The organism is Paenibacillus sp. tmac-D7 (assembly GCF_006519665.1).
Classification (GTDB): Bacteria; Bacillota; Bacilli; order Paenibacillales; family NBRC-103111; genus Paenibacillus_G; species Paenibacillus_G validus.
In genome coordinates this window covers 22,993-30,015 of record NZ_VIDW01000049.1, presented here as the reverse complement: position 1 = coordinate 30,015, position 7,023 = coordinate 22,993, and the positions used below count along the sequence as shown (strand labels likewise).

General features: G+C 52.2%; 8 protein-coding genes and 2 riboswitches. Of the genes, 5 read left to right on the top strand and 3 right to left on the bottom strand.

Going from position 1 to position 7,023, the window contains the following annotated elements; all coding sequences use genetic code 11:
• The first annotated feature begins 97 nt into the window (after nucleotides 1–97).
• Both FKP33_RS22870 and FKP33_RS22865 read left to right on the top strand, forming a co-directional pair.
• On the top strand, nucleotides 98–865 hold the full coding sequence (locus FKP33_RS22870) for a 3'-5' exonuclease (RefSeq protein WP_181410251.1): 768 nt from the start codon (nucleotides 98–100) through the stop codon (nucleotides 863–865).
• A gap of 112 nt (nucleotides 866–977) precedes the next feature.
• Nucleotides 978–1,175: a hypothetical protein gene (locus FKP33_RS22865; protein ID WP_054798103.1), complete on the top strand. Its 198-nt coding sequence runs from the start codon at nucleotides 978–980 to the stop codon at nucleotides 1,173–1,175.
• Between the two features lie 41 nt (nucleotides 1,176–1,216).
• On the opposite strand, the gene FKP33_RS22860 is transcribed toward FKP33_RS22865, so the two are convergent.
• The 3 genes from FKP33_RS22860 to FKP33_RS22850 form a co-directional block, all read right to left on the bottom strand.
• Complete coding sequence (locus FKP33_RS22860; RefSeq protein WP_127608592.1) at nucleotides 1,217–1,981, bottom strand: AAA family ATPase; 765 nt, start codon at nucleotides 1,979–1,981, stop codon at nucleotides 1,217–1,219.
• 142 nt (nucleotides 1,982–2,123) lie between these two features.
• Nucleotides 2,124–2,819 (bottom strand): polysaccharide deacetylase family protein, encoded by a 696-nt coding sequence (locus FKP33_RS22855; protein WP_127608584.1) that lies wholly within the window; start codon nucleotides 2,817–2,819, stop codon nucleotides 2,124–2,126.
• A gap of 129 nt (nucleotides 2,820–2,948) precedes the next feature.
• Nucleotides 2,949–3,785, bottom strand: coding sequence for a stalk domain-containing protein (locus FKP33_RS22850; protein ID WP_280531820.1), 837 nt, complete (start codon nucleotides 3,783–3,785; stop codon nucleotides 2,949–2,951).
• 1 nt (nucleotide 3,786) lies between these two features.
• Nucleotides 3,787–3,945: riboswitch (cyclic di-AMP (ydaO/yuaA leader) on the bottom strand.
• A 190-nt stretch (nucleotides 3,946–4,135) separates the two neighbouring features.
• Between FKP33_RS22850 and FKP33_RS22845 the strand changes: the two genes are divergently transcribed.
• From FKP33_RS22845 to purK, 3 genes are all read left to right on the top strand, one after another.
• The gene (locus FKP33_RS22845) at nucleotides 4,136–4,843 is read left to right on the top strand and encodes a DUF6483 family protein (protein ID WP_141336447.1); all 708 of its coding nucleotides are present in this window, start codon (nucleotides 4,136–4,138) and stop codon (nucleotides 4,841–4,843) included.
• A gap of 238 nt (nucleotides 4,844–5,081) precedes the next feature.
• Nucleotides 5,082–5,183: riboswitch (purine riboswitch) on the top strand.
• A 141-nt stretch (nucleotides 5,184–5,324) separates the two neighbouring features.
• Nucleotides 5,325–5,810, top strand: a complete 486-nt coding sequence (gene purE / locus FKP33_RS22840) for a 5-(carboxyamino)imidazole ribonucleotide mutase (RefSeq protein ID WP_127608582.1) — start codon at nucleotides 5,325–5,327, stop codon at nucleotides 5,808–5,810.
• Nucleotides 5,807–7,006 (top strand): 5-(carboxyamino)imidazole ribonucleotide synthase, encoded by a 1,200-nt coding sequence (gene purK, locus FKP33_RS22835; protein WP_141336446.1) that lies wholly within the window; start codon nucleotides 5,807–5,809, stop codon nucleotides 7,004–7,006. Before purE ends, purK begins: the two co-directional genes overlap by 4 nt.
• Nucleotides 7,007–7,023 lie beyond the last annotated feature (17 nt).

Below are 7,023 nucleotides of genomic sequence, written 5' to 3'. Positions count from 1 at the left end.
AACGTAAAAGACCAGGATTCGACATGTTGTCGATCTGGTCTTTTTTTCTTCAAAAAAACAAACAATAACCCACAGCACAACTAAATGGGGTGAAACCTTGCCGTACATTGTGATCGATCTTGAGTTTAACGGTAGAAAACATTATGCTATCCATCCGATGGAGATCTTGGAAATTGGCGCAGTTAAATTAAATGAACATTTACAGATCGTCGATACGTTTCAAAGTTATATCAATCCCAAGTACCCCATCAATCAATTCGCCTTGAATTTTTGCAAAATCGATAAGGACGTGTTGACCACCAGCCCGCCTTTTCCGGAAGTCATCGCCAAATTTATTGATTTCTGTGGAGTCGATTATAAAATCGTAGCGTGGGGAAGTACGGACTTTTTCAGTCTGTTTGTCGACTGTAAGATTCATGCGATCTCTTCGGATTGGTTAACACGCTTGATCGATATGTCCCGGTTTTTTGATGGCGGATTACAGCAAGTGCTGGCAGCTAAAGAGATTCCTTTCGTCGGGCAGCATCATTCGGCCCTGGACGATGCATTGAACGCCTGCGAGCTTCTAAAAATAAATCCGGACATTGTGAAGTCAGAACGGTATTATAAGCCCGACCATTTTAAGCTATGCACAGGCGGCATCAAAAAGAAAATCAGCTCGGCCTTAAATCAAGCCGTTCAAAATAATAGCTTCTTAACATGGCAAGAGTTTGCTTCCGATAAGGAAACTCAAGATTATTTTGACATCATGAATCTGTCTGAATCGGAAATTGAAATGGTCGAAACGTTGTTTTCAAAATTTTATAAACAAACCTATGGACGTAAAACAAGATCCAAGCTGCGGTCCTCCGCCCCCACTTTATGATGGGGGTTTTTTAATGATGCCGGACGGATGAAACCGTGCCGCTGTGCGGCATACTAAACCCTGATTACATTACATCTATGGCATAACACTCAACTAGAGGAGGTATTCAGCTATGAGTCCGATTCAAGGAAACAATTCGAATAATGAGCTGGCGGAACTAGGAACGCATGCCGCGGCGGCGACAAATTTGCATCGTACCCGGACGACGGAAGAACCGGTTCAAATCCAACCGCCGGTCGGCGGCAGCCCGGGACCCTTGGATAATCGCAGTCACCGCTACGATAATAAGAAGAACGGCAAACCGATCTAGCGCAGCAATAGCAAACAGGCGGAGTACGTGCGCCTGTTTTTTTACTCCTCGTCTTCAAATAAAGTACGGAGCATGCGTTCCCGATTCGTCATAAATTGCTTCGTGATCAAGTAGTGCTCGGTTTCTTCCAAAGTCGTCTTTTGTAAACCATCCGGGGTTAATTGATAATGAACGGCGTCCGGGTAACTCATCAGAATCGGCGAGTGCGTCGAGATGATGAACTGGGAGTTCTGCTCAACGAGGGTGTGGATACGTGCAAGCATCGACATTTGCTTCAACGGCGACAGTGCGGCTTCAGGCTCATCCAAGATGTAGAGACCGTTGCCTCCGAAACGATGGACGAATGCGGAGAAGAATGACTCTCCGTGCGACTGCTCATGAAGCGACTTGCCGCCATAGGAGTCGATGATGCGTCTTCCGTACGAAAATTCGCTATCCAATTGGTCGATATTCGTCGCCAAATTGTAATAAGTTTCAGCTCGAAAAAAGAATCCGTCTCTCGGTTTAGTCACGCCCCGAACCAAGCGGATGTAACGATAAAGCTCCGAATGGGAATCACGCGTCGAAAACGCAAAATTTAATGTGCCGCCTTCGGGATTAAAACCCCAGGCAATAGCAATCGCCTCCAGCAGCGTCGATTTGCCGGTTCCGTTCTCTCCGATGATATAAGTAACTTTGGGGTGAAGCTTTAACCCGGAGAAATCACGCAGAGCGGAAAGGTGGAACGGATAACGGGTGAAGGAAGGCACTTTATCCCGAAGCAGTTCGATGCTGCGGATATACGGGTCCTTGGTGGCGGTCGCCATCATGTATCAACTCCAGACAGGAACGTATGTACGCTTTTCTTCATTTATAATATCATAAATTATGTAATAATGGAAAACTAAAAATAAGTACATGCCAATGCTATTGCAAAGCCGGCCTCACGCACCAGTGGGCCGGCTTTGTTTATTTCCGCGTCTTCGCGATAAGATCGGACACGGTTACGAATTGATAGCCTCGTGATTTAAGCTCCGGCAGAATCCGCTTCAAGGCTTCAACCGTTTGCGTGCAATCCCCCTCCAAATCGTGAAACAACACGATGTCGCCGTTGTGCACGTTCCCGAGCACCTGCTGAACGATTTTGTCGACGCCGGGCTTGCGCCAATCCTTCGTATCCATATACCAGGACCACATCACGACGGTCAGCTTATCTTCTTTCATCGAATGGAGCAGCGTGTCGTTATAAAAACCTCCGGGAGGACGAAACACGTTCGGCATCTGTTCCGTAATATCAAAGATGACCTCCTGCGTTTGGCGAATTTCCTGAATCAACCGGTCGGGAGGATAATTTTTCAAATAATGATGGTCGAACGTATGATTGGCAATTTCATGTCCTTCGTTCACTTCGCGAATGGCGATGGCGGGAAACAACTGCACCCGTTTGCCGAGTACGAAGAACGTACCCTTGGCCTGATAGTCTCGAAGAATATCGAGAATCTGCGGCGTATAAACCGGATTGGGGCCGTCATCGAACGTTAATGCGATCAGCTTCTGATCGGTTTGCACGTTCCAGACGACTTCATCGCTGCCGGGCGCCGCGGCGCTCGCCGTCGTGCAGCAGAGCAGCAAGCAGAACATCAGCAGCATAACCTTCCTGAACATGTCACACCACCTCCGCCGGGATATTTACTTGTAGTTTCGGGCTAAACGCAGTGTGCTATCCACGAACAAAGGCAGGCAAATAAAAACAGCAGCCTCGAAAGGCTGCTGTTGTGGGGGGCTTACGGTTGCTTAAGAACCGAGAACGTACACTTTCACTTGTTGAATGCCGAACCGCGATGCTTGACTCGGGCTTTCAGGAACGAAGATGTCGATTTTGTTCCCTTTAATCGCACCGCCGACATCGGTGGCCGTTGCGTACATTCCGCCGGTTGGGAGCCCTGCATAGTTATATCCTTCGATATACACTTTGGAACCGAGGGGAATGATGTTCGGATCGACAGCGATGGTACCGAGCTTCAGCGTGTTACCCATATAATCCAGCGAGCCATACCCACCGTTCTCGCTTGGAGCAGCGGTATAGGCAGTAGCCTTCGCTTCAATGACTTTCACATAATTTTTGGCGATCGTCTTGGGACGATACCATGCCGGAGCGTGGTATTTGCCGTCCGTACCGAGAATGGCGATCCGGTTGTTCGCATCCCATTGGGTGGTCTTGCCGAACGTTTCGGCAAGCAGACGGAACGGGACGTAGACGCGGCCGTTCACCATTTTCACCGGATGTTCGATTGAAGCGGTTTGGTTATTAACGCTGATGACTTGTTCCCCGGTTGTGACCGATAAGGTCGTATCGCCGCTGCTGATCGCAACGTGAATTTGCGAGCCTTCCTGCTGCCAAGTCAGTTTATAGCCGAGTTTTTCGGCGATTGTCCGCGCAGGAACATGAAGCTTCGAGTTGCCGTCCAGAAGCGGCTGGGCATCCGGGAAGTGCACCAGCGAGTCGTTGATCTGCACCTTGATATCAGTGGGCAGATTTAACGGAGCGGCGTGTGCCGGCAGCGCTGCGGACAAAAACGCAGGCAACATCAAGCTGCATGCAAGAAGCATGCTTTTGAATTTCTTATTCAATTGTATCCCTCCTGTCAGCCTCCGAGGTTAGTTGTCGGGTTCGGGAAGAGGATTTTCCCTAAGCTGGCCCGCGGCAATCGCGGAACTCAATTATTCACCCCATGTGATGCGTCCCCCGTACGTTCAGAAAATGAACTGTTCGATTCGGCTTTTAAAAACTTACCATAGGTTGCCGTAATGGTTCAATGCATAAATTCATCCAGTCACTTCCTGTAATTGTAAATCGCGATGAATTTCGGCCTGAATCGATGTCCGGAAACAGGATCGGTGGTACAATAAAAACCTGTTCCTGCAATCTGCGCTCTAGACTTGGGGGCAGGACGATCTGTACAGAAACGGAGGCACCAGACATGTATCAGCGCGATTATATAATGAAGCTCATCGAGCAGACGGCTCGGGTAGTCATGAAAGTTTTACATAAACAGGCGTTATCGTTCCACGAGCGTATGGAATTGTTGAACCATGCGTTAAGGCAGCTCGTCGGTTTGGATTCCAAGCTGCTGCAGGCGTTGTCGGTGAAAGATTTGCTGGCGCTCCTCTCGCCTGGCGGACATCCGGATATCGGGAAGGCGCTCGCAGCCTCAGACCTGCTGTTGGCCCGTGTCAAGGTACTGCAGCAGGAAGGGCAGATACAGGCCGGGAAGGCCGAGGCGCTTAAATGGCTTGAGCTGCTGCTGACGATTCGTAAGATGGAGGAAAGTGCGGACTTGCGCGAGGAAACGGAGCGAAGGATCGAGACTGCGTTGGAATTGATCGGTCGATCGGGCATGGAGGCCTCCCAGCTCGAACTGCTTGTTCCTTATTATGATGAGACAGGACGGCTTGCTAAGGCGGAAGATGCGCTTTTTCACTGGATCGATGAAGTGAAGGGGGATGCATGGAACGAGCGGCTTTCACGCGTACTGGACATCGGCATGGAGATGTACGAGCGCTGGCTGACGGATTCGACATTGCAGCTGGAAGACGGAGGGTTATCGCGGGAAGAAGTACGGCAGGGCATGGCGGAGCTTGCGAAATTCAAATCAGGAGCCCGCAGGGAGGAGGCCAATGATGGATGAATGGATGTTCATGACTGGAGCCGGACTTCATGAATATGCCTTTTGCATACACTTACGTGGGAAATAGTGGGAATGACGGTGCCGGGATTCAACTGGCGCCGTTGTTTTTTAATGAGGAACATGGCATGAACATTGCGTGAAAAGCGAACTATTTTTCATTAATATAATGGAATGTTCGTGTTTTCTAGTTGACACGGTGTGTTAAAGCCTGCTAAACTAAGGAAGTGAAAGAGCTTGAGGAAAGTTAGTTAAATAGTCTCGTATATCGTCGGGAATATGGCCCGAAAGTATCTACCCGAAAACCTTAAATTTTTGGACTACGAGTAAGTGTTCATGAAGAGGTCGGCATGTTCTGTGCCAGGCCTTAACTTGCGCTTAGGGGTATTTCTTGTCGTCCTGCCGATAGACTGCACTATAAGTTCAGTATCTATCCGAAGGGCGTTTTTTATTTGTTAGCGATAAATCGACAACGGAGGTTACCATGTCTGTGCTTGTGGGTGTCATTATGGGCAGTCAATCCGATTGGGAAACGATGAAGCATGCTTGCAGCGTGCTTGACGAGCTCGGAGTCCCTTATGAGAAAAAAGTCGTCTCCGCGCACCGAACGCCCGATTTGATGTTCGAGTACGCCGAGACGGCGGTGGAACGAGGGCTGAAGATCATTATTGCGGGCGCGGGCGGCGCCGCGCATTTGCCGGGAATGGTGGCGGCAAAGACGGTGGTGCCGGTGATCGGCGTTCCGGTGAAGTCGTCCACGCTGAGCGGGCTCGATTCGCTGTACTCCATCGTGCAGATGCCTGGCGGCGTGCCGGTCGGCACGATGTCGATCGGACAAGCGGGCGCAACGAATGCGGGGCTGTATGCGGCACAGGTGCTTGGCGCTTTCGATCCGGAGCTGCAGCGGCGGATTGTGGAACGACGGGAGCGCGTTGCGCAAACGGTGATAGAAAAGAGCGTGCTGGAATGACGGAAAGAACAGTGCGGGGGAAGCCGTACGATCCGGACAAGGTGCTGGCGCCGGGCGCGACGATCGGCGTGCTCGGGGGCGGGCAGCTCGGACGGATGCTGGCGCTTGCCGGGCGGGCGATGGGCTATCGCTTCGCTACGCTCGATCCAACGCCGGACGCGCCGTGCGGACAAGTGGCGGACAAGCAGATCGTAGCAGGGTACGATGACATAGAGGCGGCACGGAAGCTTGCGGAGCTGTCGGACGTCATTACCTATGAGTTCGAGAACGTGGATGCGAGCGTGACGGAGCTGCTGATGAACGAATCATACGTTCCGCAGGGCAGCAGGCTGCTTTATACGACGCAGCACCGGCTGCGGGAGAAGCGGGCGATCGAAGCGGCTGGCGTGAAAGTGGCGCCGTATGCGGAGATCGGCAGCGTGGAACAGCTGCGGGAGGCGGTCGGCCGGTTCGGCACGCCGTGCGTGCTGAAGACGGCGACAGGCGGCTACGATGGGAAGGGCCAGTGGGTCATCCGCTCGGCGGAGGAGATCGAGGAAGCCTACGCAACGTTAAGCCGGGCCAAGACCGAGCTTGTGCTGGAACAGTTTATTCGTTTCGCGAAGGAAATATCCGTCATTGCCGCACGCAGCCCGCGCGGCGAGGTGCGGGCGTTCCCTGCGGCGGAGAACGAGCATGTGAACAACATCCTGCACGTATCCATCGTACCGGCACGAGTGCCGGCGGACGTACTGGAGCGGGCGGAACGGATGGCGGTGCAAATCGCGGAAGGGCTCGACGTCATCGGCCTGATCGCGGTCGAGATGTTCCTCACGGAAGACGGCGAGCTGTTCGTCAACGAGCTGGCGCCGCGGCCGCACAACTCCGGCCACTATACGATGGAGGCGTGCCGGACGTCGCAGTTCGAGCAGCATGTGCGCGCGATCTGCAATTTGCCGCTCGGCGATCCGGCGCTCATGCAGCCGGTCGTGATGGCGAATGTGCTTGGCGAGCACGTGGAGCCGCTGCTCGCGTGGATCGCAAAGCCCGAGTCGGAGCGGGAAGTGGCTGGCGTGACGGCGAAGCTGCACTTATACGGCAAGCAGGAAGCGAAGCAAGGACGCAAGATGGGGCATGTGAATTTGCTGACGGCGTCGCCGGAAGCGGCATTTCGCTGGATAGAGGCTTCAAATATATGGGAGTCTAATAAAAAATAGAGGGATGGAGAAACAAA

Bases quoted from the DNA above. Each gene is read 5' to 3' on its own strand.
- FKP33_RS22865 (WP_054798103.1), top strand. From the start codon at position 978: ATGAGTCCGATTCAAGGAAACAATTCGAATAATGAGCTGGCGGAACTA.
- FKP33_RS22860 (WP_127608592.1), bottom strand. From the start codon at position 1,981: ATGGCGACCGCCACCAAGGACCCGTATATCCGCAGCATCGAACTGCTT.
- FKP33_RS22855 (WP_127608584.1), bottom strand. From the start codon at position 2,819: ATGTTCAGGAAGGTTATGCTGCTGATGTTCTGCTTGCTGCTCTGCTGC.
- FKP33_RS22845 (WP_141336447.1), top strand. From the start codon at position 4,136: ATGTATCAGCGCGATTATATAATGAAGCTCATCGAGCAGACGGCTCGG.
- purE (WP_127608582.1), top strand. From the start codon at position 5,325: ATGTCTGTGCTTGTGGGTGTCATTATGGGCAGTCAATCCGATTGGGAA.
- purK (WP_141336446.1), top strand. From the start codon at position 5,807: ATGACGGAAAGAACAGTGCGGGGGAAGCCGTACGATCCGGACAAGGTG.